The organism is Methylobacterium sp. Leaf89 (assembly GCF_001422215.1).
Lineage (GTDB): Bacteria > Pseudomonadota > Alphaproteobacteria > Rhizobiales > Beijerinckiaceae > Methylobacterium.
On sequence record NZ_LMML01000010.1, the window covers coordinates 43,152 to 63,830 of the forward strand.

At 69.7% G+C, this 20,679-nt stretch carries 15 protein-coding genes; 11 read left to right on the forward strand and 4 right to left on the reverse strand.

Annotation, left to right across the window (positions count from 1 at the left end):
- The first annotated feature begins 2 nt into the window (after window positions 1-2).
- From ASF18_RS05335 to ASF18_RS05370, 8 genes are all read left to right on the forward strand, one after another.
- Entirely contained in the window at window positions 3-3,164 is a 3,162-nt protein-coding gene (locus tag ASF18_RS05335) for a CusA/CzcA family heavy metal efflux RND transporter (protein WP_056349995.1), read from the forward strand.
- 101 nt (window positions 3,165-3,265) lie between these two features.
- Window positions 3,266-4,831, forward strand: a complete 1,566-nt coding sequence (locus ASF18_RS05340) for an efflux transporter outer membrane subunit (protein WP_082487105.1) — start codon at window positions 3,266-3,268, stop codon at window positions 4,829-4,831.
- Window positions 4,832-5,056: 225 nt separating this feature from the next.
- Window positions 5,057-7,795, forward strand: coding sequence for a DNA gyrase subunit A (gene gyrA, locus ASF18_RS05345; protein ID WP_056349997.1), 2,739 nt, complete (start codon window positions 5,057-5,059; stop codon window positions 7,793-7,795).
- 127 nt (window positions 7,796-7,922) lie between these two features.
- Window positions 7,923-8,423, forward strand: coding sequence for a pantetheine-phosphate adenylyltransferase (gene coaD / locus ASF18_RS05350; RefSeq protein ID WP_056221017.1), 501 nt, complete (start codon window positions 7,923-7,925; stop codon window positions 8,421-8,423).
- Between the two features lie 49 nt (window positions 8,424-8,472).
- Complete coding sequence (locus ASF18_RS05355) at window positions 8,473-9,018, forward strand: peptidylprolyl isomerase (RefSeq protein ID WP_056221289.1); 546 nt, start codon at window positions 8,473-8,475, stop codon at window positions 9,016-9,018.
- Between the two features lie 85 nt (window positions 9,019-9,103).
- Entirely contained in the window at window positions 9,104-9,508 is a 405-nt protein-coding gene (locus tag ASF18_RS05360; RefSeq protein WP_056350105.1) for a hypothetical protein, read from the forward strand.
- Between the two features lie 4 nt (window positions 9,509-9,512).
- A complete protein-coding gene (locus ASF18_RS05365) occupies window positions 9,513-9,971 on the forward strand; it encodes a peptidylprolyl isomerase (RefSeq protein WP_056221020.1) in 459 nt (152 codons plus the stop codon).
- A 117-nt stretch (window positions 9,972-10,088) separates the two neighbouring features.
- Entirely contained in the window at window positions 10,089-10,991 is a 903-nt protein-coding gene (locus ASF18_RS05370) for an EamA family transporter (protein WP_056350001.1), read from the forward strand.
- Window positions 10,992-10,995: 4 nt separating this feature from the next.
- Here the strand turns inward: ASF18_RS05370 and mobA are convergent, their stop codons facing one another.
- Window positions 10,996-11,616: a molybdenum cofactor guanylyltransferase MobA gene (gene mobA / locus ASF18_RS05375; protein ID WP_056350003.1), complete on the reverse strand. Its 621-nt coding sequence runs from the start codon at window positions 11,614-11,616 to the stop codon at window positions 10,996-10,998.
- A 5-nt stretch (window positions 11,617-11,621) separates the two neighbouring features.
- Window positions 11,622-12,764 (reverse strand): Mrp/NBP35 family ATP-binding protein, encoded by a 1,143-nt coding sequence (locus tag ASF18_RS05380; protein WP_056350006.1) that lies wholly within the window; start codon window positions 12,762-12,764, stop codon window positions 11,622-11,624.
- 447 nt (window positions 12,765-13,211) lie between these two features.
- On the opposite strand from ASF18_RS05380, the gene ASF18_RS05385 reads away from it, so the two are divergent.
- Window positions 13,212-14,495: a GGDEF domain-containing protein gene (locus ASF18_RS05385; protein WP_162239159.1), complete on the forward strand. Its 1,284-nt coding sequence runs from the start codon at window positions 13,212-13,214 to the stop codon at window positions 14,493-14,495.
- A gap of 65 nt (window positions 14,496-14,560) precedes the next feature.
- Complete coding sequence (locus ASF18_RS05390) at window positions 14,561-15,064, forward strand: pyridoxamine 5'-phosphate oxidase family protein (protein WP_056221034.1); 504 nt, start codon at window positions 14,561-14,563, stop codon at window positions 15,062-15,064.
- 291 nt (window positions 15,065-15,355) lie between these two features.
- Here the strand turns inward: ASF18_RS05390 and ASF18_RS05395 are convergent, their stop codons facing one another.
- Complete coding sequence (locus ASF18_RS05395; RefSeq protein ID WP_056350010.1) at window positions 15,356-17,518, reverse strand: molybdopterin oxidoreductase family protein; 2,163 nt, start codon at window positions 17,516-17,518, stop codon at window positions 15,356-15,358.
- Window positions 17,519-17,960: 442 nt separating this feature from the next.
- On the opposite strand from ASF18_RS05395, the gene ASF18_RS05400 reads away from it, so the two are divergent.
- On the forward strand, window positions 17,961-19,253 hold the full coding sequence (locus ASF18_RS05400) for a nicotinate phosphoribosyltransferase (protein ID WP_056350012.1): 1,293 nt from the start codon (window positions 17,961-17,963) through the stop codon (window positions 19,251-19,253).
- A gap of 6 nt (window positions 19,254-19,259) precedes the next feature.
- On the opposite strand, the gene ASF18_RS25025 is transcribed toward ASF18_RS05400, so the two are convergent.
- Window positions 19,260-20,300, reverse strand: coding sequence for a methyl-accepting chemotaxis protein (locus tag ASF18_RS25025; protein WP_082487108.1), 1,041 nt, complete (start codon window positions 20,298-20,300; stop codon window positions 19,260-19,262).
- Between the last annotated feature and the right edge of the window lie 379 nt (window positions 20,301-20,679).

Here is a 20,679-nt window from a genome sequence, read left to right on the forward strand (position 1 = left end):
CCATGAACAGCCTGATCGTCTTCGCCCTGCGCCAGCGCGTGCTGGTCTGCCTGCTGTTCCTGGTGATGCTGGCGCTCGGCTATGCCAGCTACACGCAGCTCAACATCGAAGCCTATCCCGATCCGGTGCCGCCGCTCGTCGACGTCATCACGCAGAATCCCGGGCAGTCGGCCGACGAGATCGAGCGCTACATCACGATTCCCCTGGAGGTGCAGCTCGCCGGCATCCCCAACGCCACGGTGGTGCGCACCATCTCGCTGTTCGGCCTCTCCGACGTGAAGGTGCAGTTCAGCTACGCCTTCACCTATCAGGAGGCCCTTCAGCGGGTGCTCAACCGCCTATCGCAGCTGCCCCCCCTGCCCAACGGCGCCCAGCCGCAGATCTCGCCGACCAGCCCCGTGGGCGAGATCATGCGCTACAAGGTGACGGGACCGCCGGGCTATTCCTCCACCGACCTGAAGACCCTGCAGGATTGGGTGCTGCAGCGCCGCTTCAAGGCGATCCCCGGCGTCGTCGACGTCACGGCCTTCGGCGGCCGGACCAAGGAATACGAGATCGCCGTCGACCTGACCCGGCTCCAGGCCCAGGGCATGACCCTGGTGCAGCTCGTCACCGCGCTCAACAATTCGAGCATCAACGTCGGCGGCCAGACCCTGAACGTGGGCGAGCAGTCGGCGGTGGTGCGCGGCATCGGCCTGATCCGCGACATGGACGACATCCGCGACACGATGCTGACCCAGGTCAACGGCGTACCGGTTCTGGTGCGCGACGTCGCCGAGGTGCGGGTCTCGCACGCGCCGCGCCTCGGCATCGTCGGCCATGACGGCGACGACGACATCGTCGAGGGCATCGTGCTGATGAGCCGGGACGGCGAGAGCCTGCCGACCCTGGGCCTGGTCAATGCCGAGATCGACAAGATCAACGCCAGCGGCATCCTGCCCCCGAACGTGCGGGTGGAGCGCATCTACGACCGCAGCGGGCTCATCCACACCACCACCCACACGGTGATGCACAACCTCGTCTTCGGGGTGACGCTGGTCTTCGTGGTGCAGTGGCTGTTCCTGGGGAGCCTGCGCAGCGCGATCATCGTGGCGGCGACGATTCCCTTCGCGCTCGGATTCGCCATCCTGATCCTGGTCCTGCGCGGCGATTCGGCGAACCTCCTCTCCCTCGGCGCCATCGATTTCGGCCTCATCGTCGACGCCACCGTGATCATGGTCGAGAACGTGTTCCGGCACCTCGCCGAACCGGAACACGGCGAGGGCCAGACGCCGCCGGGGGGCCTGACCGGGCGCCTCGGCACGATCGCCCTCGCGGGTGCCGAGGTGAACCGGGCGATCTTCTTCTCGGCCACGATCATCATCGTGGGCTTCCTGCCGCTCTTCACCCTGACGGGCGTCGAGGGACACATCTTCGGCCCGATGGCCAAGACCTACGCCTATGCGCTGCTCGGCGGCCTCATCGCCACCTTCACGGTCTCGCCCGCCCTCTCGGCCCTGATCCTCCCCAAACACGTGGAGGAGCGCGACACCCTGGTGGTGCGGCTCCTGCGCTTCGGCCACGTGCTGATCCTGCGCTTCGGCCTGCGCAACAAGGTACTGTCGCTCCTCGTGGTCGCCGCGGTGCTCGGCGTCTCGGGCATCGCCGCCCGTACGCTCGGCCTCGAATTCCTGCCCAAGCTGGAGGAGGGCAACCTCTACATCCGTGGCACCATGCCGGCCTCGATCTCCCTGGAGGCCGGCAACGCCTACGTGGAGCGCCTGCGCAAGATTATCGCCGAGGTGCCGGAGGTGGTCACCGTGCTCTCGCACCAGGGCCGCCCGGACGACGGGACCGACGCCACCGGCTTCTTCAACGTGGAGATCCTCGCCCCCCTCAAGCCCTTCGACACCTGGCGCAAGGGGCTCGACAAGGAGGGGCTGGTCCGCGACCTCTCGGCCAAGCTCGACGAGGCCTTCCCGGGAATCGAGTTCAACTTTTCCCAGTACATCGAGGACAACGTCCAGGAGGCCGCCTCCGGCGTGAAGGGCGAGAACTCGGTCAAGATCTACGGCAACGACCTCAACGACCTGACCAAGACCGCGGAAGCGATCGAGGCCACCCTGGCGAAGGTGCCGGGCATCGCCGACCTCGCGGTCTTCGCCTCCCTCGGCCAGCCCACGGTGCGGATCGACATCGACCGGCGCAAGGCCGCCCGCTACGGCCTGTCGCCGGGCGACGTGAACACCACCGTCCAGGCGGCGATCGGCGGCCAGACCGCGGGCGATCTCTACGAGTACGGCTCCGACCGGCACTTCCCCATGCGGGTGCGCCTCGCGCCGCAGTACCGCCGCAGCCTGGAGACCATCCGCAACATCACCGTCGGGGCGGCCAACCCCGCCGGCGGCGTGATCCAGGTCCCGCTCTCGGAGATCGCCACCGTGGAGCTGGTATCCGGCGCGGCCTTCATCTACCGCGAGAACCAGGAGCGCTACATTCCGGTGAAGTTCTCGGTGCGCGGGCGCGACCTCGGCGGCGCGGTACTGGAGGCGCAGGGCCGCATCGCCGAGGAGGTGACCCTGCCGCCCGGGTTCCACCTCGAATGGGTCGGCCAGTTCACCAACCTGCAGGATGCCGTGCAGCGCCTGACCGTCGTGGTCCCGGTGACGATCGCGCTGATCGCCCTGCTGCTCTACGTCAACTTCAGCTCCGTCACCGACATGGTGCTGACGCTGAGCGTGATCCCGATGGCGATGATCGGCGGCATCTTCGCGCTGTTCCTGACGATGACGCCGTTCTCGATCTCGGCGGCGATCGGCTTCATCGCCCTGTTCGGCATCTCGACCATGGAGGGCGTGATCCTGCTCTCCTACTACAACCAGCTCATCGACGAGGGCTGGGCCCGGACCGAGGCGGTGTGGCACGCCGCCAACGTGCGCATGCGCCCGGTGATGATGACCTGCGTCGCCGCCTGCGTCGGGCTGCTGCCGGCGGCGATCTCCACCGGCATCGGCTCGCAGGTGCAGAAGCCGCTCGCCCTGGTGGTGGTCGGCGGCATCCTGCTCGCGCCGAACCTCATCCTCGTGGTGGTTCCGATCCTGATCGCGCTGTTCTCCCGGCGGGTGCCGGCCGCGATCCCGTCGGAGGGGGCCGCCCGGGCGGCGGCCCGCGCGGAGCACGCGTGATGGGCCGGTCACAGCCTCGCGCGCGCCCCGCCGGCCACGTTGACTTCGATCCCGGCCCGGCGCCTCTACGGCCCAGGACGGCGACAGGATTCCTTGGCACGATGGTGGCATCCCCCCAGAACGCGGCGCCCGCCGGCCGGGGCCGGAGGTCGCGCCGTCTCCGGGACGGCCTGCTCGTCCTGGCGGTCACGGGCCTCGGGGGGTGCGTCGTCGGCCCGGATTACGTGCCGCCGGCCGATCCGCCGGTCACCCGCTACACCCGCGAGCCCCTGCGCAACCCCACCGCCGCCGACACCATCCGCACCGCCCATGGCGGCTCCGCCGACCAAACCTTCGTCTCCGGGGCCGACGTGCCGGGCCAGTGGTGGACGCTGTTCCGCTCCCCCGCCCTCGACCGCCTCGTGGCCGAGGCGCTCGCCAACAACCCGAACCTCGACGCCGCGCAGGCTTCGCTCCGGATCGCGCAGGAGAACGTCGAGGCGCAGCGCGGCACCCTGTTCCCGGTGGTCGGCGCCAACGGCCTCGGCTCGCGCCAGAAGGCCCCCGGCGGCGCCCTGCAGGGGCCGCTCAACGACACCCGGCAGCTGTTCTACAGCCTCTACACGCCGCAGGTGACGGTCTCGTTCACGCCCGACGTGTTCGGCGGAAACCAGCGCCAGATCGAATCCCTGGAGGCTCAGGCCGAGAACCAGCGTTTCCAGCTCGAGGCGACCTACCTGACGCTGACCACCAACGTGGTGCTGGCGGCGATCCAGGAGGCGTCGCTGCGCGCCCAGATCGACGCCACCCGCAAGGTGATCCAGGCCCAGACCGAGGTCCTCAACCTCTACAACAAGCAGCTTTCGCTCGGGCAGATCGCCGGGGCCGACGTGGTGGTGCAGCAGGCCGCCCTCTCGGTCTCGATGCAGCTGCTGCCGCCCCTGGAGAAGCAGCTCGCCCAGCAGCGCAACCTGCTCACGGCCCTGGTCGGGCGCCTGCCGAGCGAGGAGATCGCGCCGACCTTCACCCTGACCTCCCTGCGCCTGCCCACCAACCTGCCGGTGAGCCTGCCGTCGCGCCTCGTGCAGCAACGCCCGGACGTGAAGGCGGCGGAGGCCAACGTCCAGCAGGCCAGCGCGGCGGTGGGGGTCGCGGTGGCCAATCGCCTACCGCAGTTCACCATCACCGCCAATGGCGGCGCCAGCGCGGTGCGGATCGCGCAGCTCGCGACCTCGGCCGCCTCGTTCTACGGCATCGTCGGCACCGTGGCGCAGCCGATCTTCGATGCCGGGACCCTGTTCCGACGCCAGCGCGCCGCGGAGGAGACGCTGAACGAGGCCCAGGCCCAGTACCGGGCGGTGGTGATCGGCGCCTTCCAGAACGTCGCCGACACCCTGCGGGCGCTCCAGTCCGACGCCAGGGCGGTGGCGGCGGCCTCGGCCGCCGAGCGGGCCACCAACGAGAGCCTCGGCCTCATCCGCAAGCAATACGCGGCCGGTGCCCTGAACAGCGCGCAGGTGCTGATTGCCCAGCAATCCTACCTCTCGGCCCTCGTCACCTCGGCGGGCGCGCGCGCCAACCAGTATGCCGACACCGCCGCCCTGTTCCAGGCGCTCGGCGGCGGTTGGTGGAACCGGGCCGACTTGAAGCCGGCCCCGCCGAGCGCGGACCCGGCGAAGTTCCTCTAGGAAGCCGGGCGCGCACGGAGTTCCGGCCGCGCGGGCAAACCGTTCGTTACCAGGGGGTTAAGCCGCGATTTGTTGGCCTGGGCCGGCGAGATGCGCTATAGGTTTGGGCAGGACATCGCACGGTCCGGCTGAGCGGCCGGAGACGCGCGCGACAACGCCGTGAGCGAGCGGAGCCGACACGGGCCGCCCTTGCTCCGGACCCCGGACAGGTAGAGACCGAAGACCTTGGCAGAGAACGACATTCCGGGCGCCGGCACGCCGCCGCCCGCCTCCGACATCAAGCCCGTCTCCATCACCGACGAGATGAAGCGCTCCTACCTCGATTACGCCATGAGCGTGATCGTGAGCCGGGCGCTGCCGGACGCGCGCGACGGCCTCAAGCCCGTGCACCGGCGCATCCTCTACGCGGCCTACGAGAGCGGGCACCTGCCCGAGCGCAAATACGTCAAGTCCGCTCGCATCGTCGGCGACGTGATCGGTCTCTACCACCCGCACGGCGACCAATCGATCTACGACGCCTTGGTCCGTATGGCGCAGGACTTCTCGATGCGCCTGATGCTCATCGACGGGCAGGGCAATTTCGGCTCCGTGGACGGCGATCCGGCGGCGGCCATGCGCTACACCGAATCGCGCCTGGCCAAGCCGGCCAACGCGCTCCTGGCCGACATCGACAAGAACACCGTCGACTTCCAGCCGAACTACGACGAGTCGCGCGAGGAGCCGACCGTCCTGCCGGCGCGCTTCCCCAACCTCCTCGTCAACGGCGCCGGCGGCATCGCGGTGGGCATGGCCACCAACATCCCGCCGCACAATCTCGGCGAGCTGATCGACGCCTGCGTCGCGCTCATCGACGATCCCGGCCTGTCGATCGAGCAGCTCACCGAGTACGTACCCGGTCCCGACTTCCCCACCGGCGGCTCGATCCTCGGCCGGGCCGGCACCCGCCAGGCCTACGCCACGGGTCGCGGCTCGATCATCATGCGGGCGAAGTCCCACGTCGAGGAGCTGCGCAAGGAGCGCGAGGCGCTGATCTTCACCGAGATCCCGTATCAGGTGAACAAGGCAACGCTGATGGAGAAGATCGCCGAGCTGGTGAAGGAGAAGCGCGTCGAGGGCATCTCCGACCTGCGCGACGAGTCCGACCGCGACGGCATGCGCATCGTCGTCGAGATCAAGCGCGACGCCATGGCGGACGTGGTGCTGAACCAGCTCTACCGCTTCACGCCCCTGCAGTCGTCCTTCGGCTGCAACATGGTGGCGCTGAACGGCGGCCGCCCCGAGCTGATGAACCTCAAGGACCTGCTCCAGGCCTTCGTGGATTTCCGCGAAGAGGTGGTGTCCCGGCGGACCAAGTTCCTCCTCAACAAGGCCCGCGAGCGCGCCCACGTCCTGTGCGGCCTCGCCATCGCGGTGGCCAACATCGACGAGGTGATCCGCCTGATCCGGACCTCGCCCGATCCCAACACCGCCCGCGACGCGCTGATGGCGCGCGACTGGCCGGCCCACGACATCGCCCCGCTGATCGCCCTCGTGGACGATCCGCGCCACCGGGTCTCGGACGACGGCACCTACCGCCTCTCCGAGGTGCAGGCCCGCGCCATCCTGGATCTCCGCCTGCAGCGCCTCACCGCTCTCGGCCGCGACGAGATCGGCGACGAACTGAAGAAGCTCGCCGACGAGATCGCCGACTACCTCGACATCCTGCGTTCGCGCCTGCGCATCATGGGCATCGTCAAGGAGGAGTTCGCGGAGGTCCGCGAGGCCTACGCCACCCCGCGCCGCACCGTCATCCTCGACTGGGATTCGAACGTCGAGGACGAGGACCTGATCCAGCGCGAGGACATGGTCGTCACCGTGTCCCATGCGGGCTACGTCAAGCGCGTGCCGCTCTCGACCTACCGGGCCCAGCGCCGCGGAGGCAAGGGCCGCTCCGGCATGGCGACCCGCGACGAGGATTTCGTCACCCGCCTGTTCGTGGCCAACACCCATACGCCGGTGCTGTTCTTCTCGAACCAGGGCCAGGTCTACAAGGAGAAGGTCTGGCGCCTGCCGATGGCGGCGCCGAACGCCCGCGGCAAGGCGCTGGTCAACATCCTGTCGATGGATGCCGGCAGTGAGCGCATCACCACCATCATGCCGTTGCCCGAGGACGAGGCCTCCTGGGAGACCCTCGACGTCATGTTCGCCACGGCGAGCGGCAGCGTGCGCCGGAACAAGCTCTCGGATTTCGTCCAGGTGAACCGCGCCGGCAAGATCGCCATGAAGCTCGATGCGGGCGACCACATCGTCCACGTGGAGATCTGCCGTGCCGACCAGAACGTGCTGCTCACCACGCAGGCCGGCCAGTGCATCCGCTTCCCCGTCGAGGACGTCCGAGTCTTCAAGGGCCGCGATTCCACCGGCGTGCGCGGCATCAGCCTGGGCAAGGACGACCGCGTCATCTCGATGACGATCCTCAACGCCTTCGACGCCTCGCCCGAGGAGCGGGCGGGCTACCTCAAGATGCGCCGCGCCGTGATCGGCGACGGGGTCGAGGGCGAGGAGACGGCGAGTCCGGAGGCGGAGGAGGGGGTGGCCGAGGCCACCGCCATCTCCCTCGAGCGCTACAACGAGATGGGCGCCAACGAGCAGTTCGTCCTCACCCTCTCCGAGCGCGGCTTCGGCAAGCGGACCTCGTCCTACGAGTACCGGACCTCGGGCCGCGGCGGCAAAGGCATCACGGCGATGCGGGTCAATGCCCGCAACGGCCACCTCGTGGCCTCCTTCCCGGTCCAACCCTCCGACCAGATCATGCTGGTCACCGATGGCGGCCAGCTCATCCGCGTGCCGGTGGACGACATCCGCATCGTCGGCCGCGCCTCGCAGGGCGTGACGGTGTTCAACACGGAGAAGACCGAGAAGGTCGTGTCCGTCGAGCACATCGAGGGCGAGGACGAGAGCGAGGGCGGCGACGAGGCCGCGTAAGGCCGATCGCACCCCGTCAAGCGGACGGCCCCGCGGCCGTCCGCATCCCAGGGCGCGGGGGTTAGCCCGTTTTCGTGCCGGGGCCGGAGGTTCCGTTTCGGGTCGAAATGCTCTACCCCGGGCCGCGATGATCCGCACCGCCCTCTATGCCGGCTCGTTCGACCCGGTCACGAACGGACACCTCGACGTCATCCGTCAGGCGTGCCGGCTCGTGCAGACTCTCGTCATCGCCATCGGCGTGCATCCCGGCAAGGCGCCGATGTTCTCGCCCGAGGAGCGGGCGGAGCTCCTGCGCGCCACCTGCGAGCCCCTGGCCGAGGCCGAGGGCACGGCGCTGACGATCGTGACCTTCGACGACCTCGCAGTGACCGCGGCCCGGCGGGTCGGCGCCAGCGTCTTCATCCGCGGCCTGCGCGACGGCACCGACCTCGACTACGAGATGCAGCTCGCCGGCATGAACGGTGCCATGGCGCCGGAGGTGCAGACCGTGTTCCTGCCCGCCTCCACCGGCGTCCGGCCGATCACCGCCACCCTCGTCCGCCAGATCGCCGCCATGGGCGGCGACGTCTCCCCCTTCGTGCCGCCGCTGGTGGCGACGCGCCTCGCGCAGCGCTTCCGGGCGGCCTGATCTCTCCATCCACGACCAACGAAAGCATGCTGACCCCATGGCCTTTGGACTGAATCGCCGTATCGCCCTCCTCAGCCTCGCCGGTCTCCTCGCGACGGCGCCTGCAGCCTGGGCGGCGGACGACAACACGGTGTACCTCGACACCAAGGACGGCCGCGTCACCATCGAGCTGCGCCCGGAGATCGCGCCGAAGCACGTCGCCCAGCTCAAGACCCTGATCAAGCAGGGCTTCTACAACGGCCTCAAGTTCCACCGGGTGATGGACGGCTTCATGGCCCAGACCGGAGACCCGAAGGGCAACGGCACCGGCGGCTCCAGCCTGCCGAACATCCCGGCCGAGTTCTCGCCGGCGCCGTTCAAGCGCGGCACCGTCGGCATGGCCCGCTCGTCCGACCCGAACTCCGCCAACTCGCAGTTCTTCATCTGCCTCGGCGACGCCCCCTTCCTCAACGGGCAGTACACCGTGGTCGGCCTCGTCTCCTCGGGCATGGAAGCCGTCGACGCGATCAAGAAGGCGGCCCCCGGCGCGCCGGGCGGGGCGGTGCAGAACCCCGACAAGATCGTGAAGATGCAGATGGCGCAGGGAGCCAAGTAGTTTGCGGGGCGGCGTCCAGCTCGGAGCTCTCGCGGCGCTCGTCGCCGTAGGGCTCCCCGCGTGGGCGGCGCCCTCCACGGGCCCGCTGACCCTTCCGGAAACCCTGCGCGGCACGGTCCGGGTTCCCCTGGAGCAAGGCCCGCTGGGCGGCCTGGCCGAGAGCGCGAAACCGGCCGACACCCTGCGAGACCTCTATCCCACCCTCGCGGCCTGCTGGGAGGCCCCCCGGGGATTGTCCCGCTCGGCCCAGGCCGAGATCACCACCCGCTTCGCACTTCGGCGGGACGGCAGCGTCCTCGGGACGCCGCGCGTGACCTTCTCGGCCCCGAATTCAGACCCCCGCGCCCATCGCATCCTCGCGGATGCGACCCTGGCGGCGATCCGGCGCTGCACGCCAGCCCGGATCACCCCCGACCTCGGCGCGGCCATCGCAGGGCGCCCCATCGCGCTCCGCTTCATCTACCAAGGACCTAAGGGAAAAGGAGTCTAAACCCATGGCAGAGACCGAGACCATCATCCTGGAGACCACCAAGGGCCGCGTCGTGATCGGACTTCGCGCCGACCTCGCCCCCAACCATGTCGAGCGCCTGAAGACGCTCGCCGCCCAAGGCTTCTACGACGGCGTGCCGTTCCACCGCGTGATCGACGGCTTCATGGCCCAGACCGGCGACCCGACCGGTACGGGATCGGGCGGCTCCGATCTCCCCGACCTCAATGCCGAGTTCAACGCCGAGCCGCACGTGCGCGGCACCTGCTCGATGGCGCGCACCAACTTCCCGCACTCGGCCAATTCGCAGTTCTTCATCTGCTTCGGCGATGCCCGCTTCCTCGACAAGCAATACACCGTCTGGGGCAAGGTCGTGGAGGGCATGGACGTGGTCGACACCCTGAACAAGGGCGAGCCGCCGCGCTCGCCCGACAAGATCGTCAAGGCGACCGTCGGCGCCGCCTGATCCGACTCGCTCGATCCGCGTTCGAGGGAAGTGTCCGCGCGAAGGTGCGGACACTTCTTTCGTTTCGAGGCCCGCCACGCCTAGGCAGGGCCCTCGCCAATTGGGACATGGCGGCCCATGACCGGCACGCTTCCGCTTCGCGACATCCTCCTCGCCCTGGCGGTGGTGGCGGTCTGGGGCACGAACTTCGTGGTGATCCGGATCGGGCTCGACCACCTGCCGCCGCTGCTGTTCGCCGCCCTGCGCTTCGTGCTCGCCGCCCTGCCGGGCGTGTTCCTGCTGCCTCGCCCGACAGTCCCCTGTCGCAACCTTGCCGCCTACGGCCTGCTGATCGGGGCCGGACAGTTCGGCCTGCTCTTCATCGCCCTGCGCGGCCACATCGCCCCCGGCCTCGCCTCCCTGGTGATCCAGATCCAGGTCTTCGTCACCATCGGCCTGTCGATGCAACTGACCGGGGAGCGGGTGTCCGGCCCGCAATGGGCGGCCCTCGGCCTCGCCGCGGCCGGGCTCGCCGTCATCGCCGCCCATACCGACGCCGCGACGACGCCCTTCGGCCTCGGGCTCGTGGTCTGCGCCGCACTGAGCTGGGCGGGCGGAAACATGGCGGCCAAGCGCAGCGGGGCGCGGGCGATGCTGCCCTATGTCGTCTGGGCGAGCCTGTTCTCGGCGCCCCCGCTTCTCGCTGCCTCGGTCCTCCTCGAAGGCTGGGACGCCATCCGCAACGGCCTCCTGCGGGCCGACCTGACGACCTGGGCCGCGGTGGTGTGGCAGTCCGTCGGCAATACGATGTTCGGCTACGCGATCTGGGGCTGGCTGCTCGCGCGCCACCCCGCCGCCCAGATCACCCCGATGGCCCTGCTGGTGCCGGTCTTCGGCATGGGGGCCTCGGCCGTCTGGCTCGGGGAGCCGCTGCCGGCCTGGAAACTCGCCGCCGCCGGCCTGGTCCTCGGCGGCCTCGCCCTCGGGCTGCTCTCTCCGCGCTGGCGGGCGCGCGCCGCGGTCGAGAGCGCCCCGCCCTGAGGCGTCAGGCGTCGTCGTTCCCGCCAAGCCGGGCCTCGGCCGCCGCCAGATCCTCCGGCGCGTTGATGTTGGCGAAGGGGTCCGCGGGCTCCGATGGCCAGGACACCGCCACCGCGCCGTGGCGCCTCAGGAAGCCGCCGACCCGGCGCTCGCCGCGGGCCACCAGGGCCTCGCGCAGGTCCGCCCGCAGGGCCACCGGCCAGAGCGCCACGGTGAAGTGCTCGCGCCCGCCCGACGCCGCCATGGTGATGACGCCCTCCCGCCCGGCCGCTTCGGCGAGGCGGACGACGAGGTCGCGGGGCAGGAACGGCGCGTCGCCGGAGACGCTGGCCACGTGGCGCGTGGTCGGATGATGGATGGCCGCGTGGTCCAGCCCCGCGAGGATGCCGGCGAGCGGCCCCGGATTGTCCGGCACGCCGTCGGGCACAATCGCGCCCGGGAAATCCGGGAAGCGGCCCGGATCGCCGTTGGCGTTGAGGATCACGCCGGCGGCGCACTGGGGGGCGAAGCGGGCGAGCACCCGGTCGAGCAGGGTGCGGCCGCCGAGGGTGCGCAGGGGCTTGTCGCCTCCGCCCATGCGGCGCGCCAGCCCGCCGGCGAGGATCACGCCCAGCACCGGCGCCATCGCGGCTACTCGATGACGATGCGGGGAGCCGCCCGCGGCGCGGGACCGCCGGTCAGGTTGCCCCAGAGCTTGGCGGCGATGCCGCGATAAATCTGCGCGTGCGGCCCGTCCGGGTCCACCGCCACCACGGGGCGGCCGGCATCGGAGGTCTCGCGGATCGTCATGTTCAGCGGCACCTCGCCGAGGAACGGCACCTCCAGCCGCGCAGCCTCGGCGCGGGCGCCGCCATGCCCGAAGATGTGCGAGGCCGTGCCGCAATGGGGGCAGATGAAGGTCGCCATGTTCTCGATGACGCCGAGGATCGGCACAGCGACCTTGCGGAACATCGTCACGCCGCGGCGCGCGTCGATGAGGGCGAGATCCTGCGGGGTCGAGACGATGACCGCCCCGGAGAGCGGCGTCGCCTGCGCCATGGTGAGCTGGGCGTCGCCGGTGCCGGGGGGCATGTCGACCACGAGCACGTCGAGTTCGCCCCAGGCGACCTCGCGCAGCATCTGGGTGATGGCCGACTGGACCATGGGCCCGCGCCAGATCATCGCCGTCTCGGGCTCGATCAGAAAGCCGATCGACATGACCTTGATGCCGAACCCTTCCATCGGGGCCAGCAGCCGCTCCTCGATGACGCGGGGCTTCCCCGACAGGCCGAACAGCTTGGGCACCGAGGGGCCGTAGATGTCGGCATCGAGCAGGCCGACCTTGAGGCCCTGGGCCGAGAGGGCGAGCGCGAGGTTGCAGGCCGTGGTGGACTTGCCGACGCCGCCCTTGCCGGAGGCGACGGCCACGATGTGGCGCACGCCCGGAAGGGCCGGGCCGGTCCGCGGCGGCGCGGCGGGACGGCCGGGGGGGGGCGGCTGCGGAGGGGCGGCTTGCGGGGCGTTCTGGGCCGGCTGGTTCGGGCCACGCTCGGAGGTCAGGCTGGCGAACACGCCCGAGACCCCCGGCGTCGCCAGGATCGCGCCCTCGGCCCGGCGCCGGATCGGCTCGAAGCGCTCGGCCTCGCTGGGGTCGATCAGGATGGAGAACATCACACGGTTGGTCGGATCCACCACCACCTGGGACAGGCGCCCGGAGGCGGGCAGGGTGGTGCCCGCGGCATCGACGGTCACCGTCGAGAGCACCTTCAGCACGTCGTCACGGGTGATCGCCAAGGTTCGGGCTCCTGGCCGCGTCCGGCCGGAGGGCCGAGGCGCGGCGACAAACGGGGGATCGCGGACGCTGCGGCCTCGGCCGGCCCACCCGCGACGAACCCATGCGACAGCACAGGCGGTGCCGGAGTGCAAGCGCTTCCCTGATCTGCCGGGGGCGAGACCCCTGGTCGCGGCGGGGGCCGGAACATGCCGGGACGGGGCGCCGCACCCGGGGTTTCCACGGAGGCGTTCAGGTTTCGCTAGGCATGAGTCGACGGGACGGCCGCGGTTTTGGGTCCGCGCGGCCCGCCGCAACGTTCGATGCAACACAAAGAGACCGCCCGGCGGCGGTCTCGCCCGTTGCAGGAACGCTCATTCGTGTACGCCTGGATCCGATACAGGTTTTCCGACCCCGCGCGGCCGTCGAGACGGCACCCGCGCGGCGACGTCGCTCAAGGCGACCTGACCATGAGCCCGTATCTCTTGCGGTTCTCCCGGCCCGTCTCGGCCCGCTACGAAATCGATACCGGCCGGGAACGGGCGCTCCATCTGCGCCGGACGATCCTCATCGGCCTCGTCTTCCACAACGCCTACAACCTCACCACCGCCCTGCTGATGCCGGGCATGCTGCCCCTGGCGATCGGCCTGCGGCTGTTCCTGGTCACGCCCCTCGGCCTGCTGCTCGCCTGGTCCGTCACCCGGATGCCGGGGCCGCGGCGCGAGCGCATGGTCACCGCCACGATGCTGCTGGTGACCGCGGTGCCGATCCTGCTGTTCAGCCTGGAGCGGGAGGCGATGAGCGCCATCTGCTACATCGAGTACCCGCTCATGATGGTGTTCGCCACCATGATGCTGGTGCTGCGCTTCCCCCATGCGCTCCTGCTCACCGGCCTCAGCGCGGCGGCCTCGTTCGCGAGCATCGCCCTGCGCACGGATCTCGCCCCGGAGCTCGCCCTCTGCCTCGCGTTCCAGACCCTGGCGGGCGCCTTCTTCGTCCTCTACGGAAACCACCAGATCGAGGGCGTGCGCCGCCGGGCCTACCTCGTCTCCCTGCGCGAAATCCTGCGCTCGGCTGGCCTCGAGCAGGATCGCCGGGTCCTGACCGTGCTGTCGGAGACGGATGCCCTGACGGGCCTCGCCAACCGCCGCGCCCTCGATGCCGCCCTGGCCAGGACGGCCCGCCAGGCGCGGGGCACCGCCCTGCTGATGATCGACGTCGATCACTTCAAGCGCTTCAACGACGCCTACGGCCATCCGGCCGGCGACGCCTGCCTGCGCCGGATCGCGGAAGCCATCGCGGGGGAGACGCGCGGCGGACGCGACTGCGTCGCCCGCTACGGCGGTGAGGAGTTCTCCGTGCTCATGCGCGGATGCGACGCCCGGTCCGTCGCCCGGGTGGTCCGACGCCTGCGTGCCGGCATCGCCGGCCTGCAGATCCCGCACGTGGCCCGGGGCGACGGCCATCCGTTCGTCACCGTGAGCATCGGCGTCGCCGTGGTGCCAGCCGGACGGACGACCTCCCCGGCCGAACTCCTGGCCGAGGCGGATGCCGCCCTCTACGAAGCCAAGGGCCTGGGCCGGAACTGCCAGGTGGTCCGGGTCATCGGCGACGCGGCCGTGATCCTCGATGACCGCCGCCTCGGCCGGCTCGGCGCGATGCGTCGCAAGCCCGCCCGGACGTCGCCCCCGGCCGCCCTCGCGCCGCCGGCGCCGGCCCGCCTCTCCGAAACCAATGCGGTCCTGGCTCGTTGAGCCCACGATCCGGTTGCCGATGATCGCGCCGGAAACCCTTTCGACGAGTTGGAGACTGCGATCCCATGCACCAGGGCAACCACCGCGACCACGAGGGCGCCAAGAAGCTGTTCGCCCTCATCAAGGACGTCAAGGTCGCGATGATGACCACCGCCGACCAGGACGGGAAGCTCTACAGCCGCCCGATGTGGTGCCAGGAGGCGGACGAGAACGGCGACCTGTGGTTCTTCACCAAGCTGCACTCCCCGAAGACCGCCGAGATCAGCAAGGACAACCAGATCAACCTCGCCTACTCGGATCCGTCGAGCCAGACCTACGTCTCGATCGCCGGCAAGGCCGAGATCGTCACCGACCAGGCGGTCATCAACGACAAGTGGAGCGAGAGCCTGAAGACCTGGTTCCCCAACGGGAAGGAGGATCCCGAGGTCGCCCTGCTGCGCGTCCATCCCGAGAAGGGCGAATACTGGGACAGCCCGAACGCCACGATGCTGCACATCTACGGCTACGTGAAGGCCGCGCTGACCGGCGAGTCTCCCAAGACCGAGACCAAGAAGGTCGACCTCGCCTGAATCGGACGCCCGTGTCGTACCGGAGGGCGGCGTGCAGAAGGGCGCGCCGCCCTCTTGGTTCGTAGGGTGCCGTCTGCGGACAGGCATCGCGCCGGAACGACCGCGTGGCCCGGCCTCATCCCGGGGGCGGGCAGGGGAGCCGCGCCGGGCCCACCGGCGACAGGTACGCGGGCTGCGTCCCTGCCGATTGCCGGGAAATCCGGCACGCGGGCTGCGGCGCGAAAGACAAGCGTCCCGTGGGACGCTTGCGCGCCTCGGTTCGAGGGGTCGCCCCGCTCGCCGGCGACGCCCTCAATTCGCCCGCGCGACCTCGACGAGATTGTCCGAGAAGGACGGTGCGTGGCCCATGTCGGTGAAGGCCCCCGACGAGATGCTGTTGACGGTCCCCTCGTTGAGTTGGCGCCAGTAGCCCAGCGTCGCGACCACGATGCCGGCCTTCACGTCGTCGGTGATGCGCGCCACGCCCTTGAAGGCGCCCCGGTCGTTGGAGACCTGGACCCGGTCGCCGTCCCGGATGCCGCGGGCATCGGCGTCGTGCTGGCTGATCATGACGAACTGCTCGCCCTGGCCCTTCTGCTTGTCCTCCATGTTCGCGTAGCAGGAGTTCAGGAAGTAGTGGCTCTTGGGCGAGACGATGTTGAGCGGGAAGCGCTTGGCCAGCTCCGGGTCGTTGGTGTGGGACTCGCGCGGGCCCAGGTAGTCGGGCAGCGGGTCGAGGGCCTCGCCGGGCTGGAAGCCCTCGTACATCTGACGGAACGGCGGGGCGACGAAGTTCGTGGCACCCTCGATCATCAACATGCACTTGCCGGTCGGCGTCGGGAAGTTGCCCTCCTTATGCGGCGCCCGGTCGTCCGGCGTACCGACCTTGAGTCGGGCGAAGCCGTGCGCGCGCATGTACTGGAGGTCGATGCCCTCGCAGGCCGGGGCGTTCCAGTCGACGTAGTGCTCCAGGCACTCCGTGTCGGTCCACTTGAAGTTCTCTTCCTCGAAGCCGAGCCGCGCGGCGAGCTGACGGAAGATCTCGTTGTTCGGGATCGCCTCGCCGGGCGCGTCCGCACACTTGGTGTTGTAGGTCAGGTAGAGGTGGCCCCAGGACAGGATCATGTCCTCCATCTCCGCCCCCATCGTGGCCGGGAGCAGGATGTCGGCGTAGGAGGCGGTATCCGAGATGAAGTGCTCGGCGGAGACCATGAACAGGTCCTCGCGCATCAGCCCTTCGACGATCTTGTCGGTCTCGGGCGCCTGCGTGACCGGGTTCGAATTCCAGCACATCATCGACATGATCGGCGGGTCGAGCTTCATCTCGCCGGTGAGCGCGCGTCCGATCTGCAGGTTGCTGACGACGCGGGTCCCCTCCGGGATCAGGTCGGGCCGGCACATCACGTCGAACTTGTAGGGGTGCTCCCAGACGCCGAACTGCGTGACGCCGCCGCCGACGTGGCGCCAGGCGCCCGTGAGCGCCGGAATGCAGGTGACGGCACGGATCGTCTGGCCGCCGCCGTAGTGGCGCTCCAGCGCCACGCCCATGCGGATGCCCACCGGCTGCTCGGTCGCCATCTCGCGGGCGAGCTTGCGGATCTCCGCGGCCGGGACGCCGGTGATTGCGGCGGCCCATTCCGGCGTGCGGGTGCTGGCCCGCTCCTTCAGCTCCTCGAAGCCGACGGTGTAATTGTCGACGTAGTCCTGGTCGACGAGGCCCTGCTCGATGATGGAATTGATCAGCGCCATGGCCAGCGCCCCGTCCGTGCCGGGCTTCGGCGCGATGTGCCAGTCGGCCGCCTTCGCCGTGCGCGAGGCGTAGGTGTCGATGACGACGACCTTGGCTCCCTTTTTTTGGGCGTCCTTGACGATAGCCCAGTGGTGTAGGTTCGTGCTGACCGAGTTGCAGGCCCAGATCACGATGTACTTGGAGTGGATGTAGCTGTCCGGGTCGAGGCCGGCGGTCGGGCCGACGGTGAGCAGCCACGCCGTGCAGGACCCCTCGCCGCAGAAGGTCCGCTCCATCACCGTGGCGCCCATCCGGTTGAAGAAGGCGTCGCCGCCGTTCAGCCCGTGCACGAGGCCCTGGTTGCCGAGATAGCTGTAGGGCGCGATGGCCTGCGGCCCGTGCTGATCGATGATCGCCTTCCAGCGCGTCACGATGGTGTCGAGGGCCTCGTCCCAGGTGATGCGCTCGAACTGCTTGGAGCCCTTCGGCCCGACCCGCTTCATCGGATAGAGAAGCCGGTCCGGGTGGTAGTGGCGCTTCTCGTAGTCCTTCAGCTTCACGCAGAGACCGCCCCGGGTCATCGGGTGATCCGGGTTGCCCCGAACCCCGATGAGTTCGCCGTCCTTCACCTCGAACAGCATCGAGCAGGTGTCGGGGCAATCGTGCGGGCAGCCGCCGAAAAAGGTTTCGGTCAGGCTCTCGGCCTCGGCGACGATCAGGGAGTCGGGCTTGACGATCTCGTTCATGTGTCCTCCACGGCCGAGCGTCCCGTCTTATTGTTCCTGACGAGCCGGCCCGATGCCCGGGCAGGATGCACTCAAGTGCGAACAATTCCAAATTCCGTTTCGGCCAAGAATCCCGTTTCGGCCACGCATTCCGTTTCGGCCAAGCATTCCATTTCGGTGAAGACGGGATCCCGCTCGGACCGAGATTTGCGTCCGCGCCGCGCTGCGAGGCGGCGAGGTCGGGTCGCGGGCAGTCGTTGAGAACCTGCCCTCAGCGTGGGGCACCGGTGACGTGGATGCCGCCGCGGCACCCGCCATCGCCCGAACCGGCCGGGTCGCCGCCTCGCCCACAGCCGCACCCCCAACCGCTTCGTGTCACCGATTGACTCGGCCCGCGGTGCCGTGCGCCTCTGCGGCCGCGCGGACGCCCGGGGGCGCCGCCTGAGGGGCCGTGATCCGAACCATGCTCGATCTTGCCACGCGGGTGTACAACCACAGCTTCAAGATCGACCCGATCGTCCGGTCCCTGCTCGACACGGACTTCTACAAGCTCCTGATGGCGCAGACGATCTTCCGCCGCCATCGCGACGCCCGCGTCACCTTCGGCATCCAGAACCGCTCGCGGCAGGTGCGGCTGGCCGCGTTCGTCGATGCCGGCGAGCTGCGCGAGCAGCTCGACCATGCCCGCTCGGTGCGCCTGAGCCGGGGCGAATCCACCTGGCTGCGCGGCAACACCTTCTACGGCCAGCGGCAGATGTTCTCGGCCGACTTCATGGACTGGCTGGAGGGCTTCCGCCTGCCGGACTACGAGCTGGAGGCGCGGGACGGGCAGTACGTCCTGACCTTCCACGGCCCCTGGCTCGAGACCACCATGTGGGAGGTGCCGGCCCTCGCCATCCTGAACGAGCTGCGCACGCGCGGCGTCGTGCGCCACCTCGGCAAGCTCGACCTGCAGGTGCTCTATGCCCGGGCCATGACCCGGGTCTGGGAGAAGATCGAGCGGCTGCAGCGCCTGCCCGGCCTGTCCATCGCGGATTTCGGGACCCGGCGCCGCCACGGCTTCCTGTGGCAGGACTGGTGCGTCGAGGCGATGCACGAGGCCCTGGGCGACCGCTTCCTCGGCACCTCGAACTGCCTCATCGCCCTGCGCCGCGAGGTCGAGGCGGTCGGCACCAACGCCCACGAGTTGCCGATGGTCTACGCGGCGCTGGCCGACGACGATGCGGGCCTCGCCCGCGCGCCCTACGCGGTACTGGCCGACTGGCAGCAGGACTACGCCGGCAACCTCCTGGTGATGCTGCCCGACACCTACGGCACAACGGGCTTCCTGGCGAATGCCCCCGACTGGATGAACGCCTGGACGGGCATCCGCATCGACTCGAAGGAGCCGATCGCGGGCGGCGAGGAGGCGATCGCCTGGTGGCGCTCCCGGGGCTCCGACCCGCGCGAAAAGCTCGCGATCTTCTCCGACGGGCTCGACATCGACACCATCGAGGCGATCCACGCCCATTTCCACGGCCGGATGCGGATCGGCTACGGCTGGGGCACGCTGCTCACCAACGACTTCCGCGGCCTGGTGCCGGACGGCCGCCTCGACCCGATCTCCATCGTCTGCAAGGTGATCGCCGCCGACGGCCGGCCCACCGTGAAGATCTCCGACAATCCGTCGAAGGCGATCGGCCCGGCCGAGGAGATCACGCGCTACACCCGCGTCTTCGGCGCCGCGGGGCAGGCCGCGATGCCGGTCCTGGTCTGAGCGCGCTCACTCCGGCGTCTGGACGATGACACCGTACCAGCCGAGGCCCGCATAGGTCTCGTAGCCCGGCGTGCGGTGGAAGGCGACGATCCGGCCGGTCCGGGGATCCTGGTCGGCGCCGCTCAGCCGCCCGCCGGCGGCCAGCGGCAGGGTTTCCTCCAGGACGCCGCACCCGTCCGAGGCGGCGATCACCCGGTTGCGCGCGTCGACGAGGAGCACGCGGGTTCGGGCCCGGTCCTCCTGCGCCACCCGCACGCCGTCGACGATGGCCCGGGCCTGGGCTTGCCAGTCGAAGTGGATCGCCAGGACGCCGATCGGCCCGGCCCGGCTGTCGCCGTCCGCGCGGACGCTCGCGCAGTAGGTCGCCACCTGCGCCCCGCCGAGACCGGGCTGCCCCATGACGTCGGCGGCGACGTAGGCCTCCCCGTCGGGGAGGGCGGCGGCGCGCCGGAACCAGTCCTGGTCGGCGACGTTGCGGCCGATGAGGCCGGGATAGCGGTTGGGGCGTCCGTGGGCGATCACGTTGCCCTTCAGGTCGCAGAGCCAGAGGTCCAGGTAGACCGTGTAGGCGTCGAGGATGATGCCCAGCCGCCGGGTCGCGTGGGTGGCGGCTTCCGGGCTTGGTTCCGCCGCGCAGGCGACCAGGGCCGCGTCGGTGGCCCACCAGCGCACGTCGCAGGTGCGCTCGTAGAGGTTGCGGTCGATGAGTTCGACGGCGTTGAGCGCGAGGTCGATCAGCCGTTGGGTCTGGGACTCGTCGGCGAAGCTCCGGACCCGGACCTGGAGCCCGGCGATGCGGTTCGAGAGCTCGACCTCGAGGGCGCGGGCGACGGTCTCGACCTCGGCGCCGATCGCACGCACCTCCTGCGCCACCACCGAGAAGCCGCGGCCCATCTCGCCGGCCCGGGAGGCCTCGATCAGGGCGTTGAGAGCGAGCATCTTCACCTGGCCGGTGATCGACTGGATGCGCCGGCTCTTGTCGGAGGCGATGCGCTGGAGCGCCGCGATCTCGGTGGCAATGCCCCGCAGGTTGGTGGCATCGGCCACGCCGGGTCCCGTGCCAGCATCACTCGCCGTGTCGTGCACACCTGCCTCCAGCCATCGTCGGACGGGCCCCGTCCCCTCGCTGTCGAACACCGTACGCAACCAAGCTTAGAGTTCCATTAAAATTCAATCGCTGCGCCTGCGCATCCCAAAATAGACTCCGAAATTATCTTATGTTTAGCGCAGGTATCCCAATACAGACATAGAATTCGCGCAGTCTAAGCACGTCTCCATACGGCGTCGAACACGATCGGCCCATCCTTCCCGGACGCGATCAGGTCGAACCGCCCTCGGCGCAAGACACGCCCGAAAATCGACGAAGCGCTCGTCCTCCCGCTGGCACCCGAACGTTCAGGATGACGGCGTCCAGGCGGACGGATAC